We start from the raw sequence: 1,148 nt of genomic DNA on the forward strand, positions 1-1,148 counted from the left end.
CCCGGCAAACCGATCATCAAGGTCCCCGGCTGTCCGCCAATCGCCGAAGTTATGACGGCCGTTATCACCTACATTCTGACCTTTGAGAAATTCCCCGAGCTCGACCGTCAAGGCCGGCCGAAAATGTTCTATTCGCAGCGAATCCACGACAAGTGCTATCGCCGTCCGCATTTTGATGCCGGCCAGTTTGTCGAGCATTTCGATGATGAAGGCGCACGCAAAGGCTATTGCCTGTACAAAGTCGGCTGCAAAGGCCCGACGACCTACAATGCTTGCTCGACCGTCAAATGGAACGGCGGACTTTCCTTCCCCATCCAGTCTGGACACCCGTGCATCGGTTGCTCGGAAGACGGCTTCTGGGACAAGGGAGATTTCTACAACCGGCTGACCGACGTTCATGGCTTTGGCATTGAAGCCAATGCTGATGAAATCGGCGGGACCGGTGCCAAGATCGTCGGCTCTGCGGCAGCCATTCACGCCGCAGCCAGCATCGTCAAACGCATCCGCGAAAAGGGAGGGGCCAGCTGATGGGTATTCTGACGCCAAACGGTTTTAATCTCGACACGTCAGGCCAACGCGTGGTCGTTGATCCGGTCACCCGCATCGAAGGCCATATGCGCTGTGAAGTGAATATCGATGCCGACAATTTTATCCGCAACGCGGTTTCCACCGGTACGATGTGGCGTGGGCTGGAAGTGATTCTCAAGGGCCGCGATCCACGCGATGCCTGGGCCTTCGTGCNACGCATTTGCGGCGTCTGCACCGGCACGCACGCACTAACCTCTGTGCGTGCGGTCGAAGACGCGCTTGGCATTATGATCCCTGAAAATGCCAATTCGATCCGCAACATCATGCAGTTGTCGTTGCAGATTCACGATCACATGGTCCATTTTTATCACCTGCATGCGCTTGATTGGGTAAATCCTATCAATGCGCTCAAGGCCGATCCAGTTGCAACCTCGGTGCTGCAACAGTCTGTTTCGCCGCACCACCCGATGTCATCGCCAGGTTACTTCCGCGATATTCAAACGCGGCTGCGCAAATTTGTCGAGAGTGGCCAGCTTGGACCATTCAAGAACGGTTACTGGACCAACCCGGCCTATCTGTTGCCACCGGAAGCCGATTTGATGGCGGTGACGCATTATCTC

The 1,148-nt window shown here is 55.8% G+C and carries 2 protein-coding genes; both read left to right on the forward strand.

Annotated elements, in window-relative coordinates; all coding sequences use genetic code 11:
* Positions 1-528: hydrogenase small subunit (locus A3AY_RS0112860; protein ID WP_018326071.1), on the forward strand; the 528-nt coding region annotated here is incomplete at its 5' end.
* Positions 528-1,148 (forward strand): nickel-dependent hydrogenase large subunit (locus A3AY_RS0112865; protein ID WP_018326072.1); only part of this gene is annotated, 621 nt, incomplete at its 3' end. The genes A3AY_RS0112860 and A3AY_RS0112865, both read left to right, overlap by 1 nt.

Source organism: Rhizobium giardinii bv. giardinii H152, from assembly GCF_000379605.1.
GTDB classification, from domain to species: domain Bacteria; phylum Pseudomonadota; class Alphaproteobacteria; order Rhizobiales; family Rhizobiaceae; genus Pararhizobium; species Pararhizobium giardinii.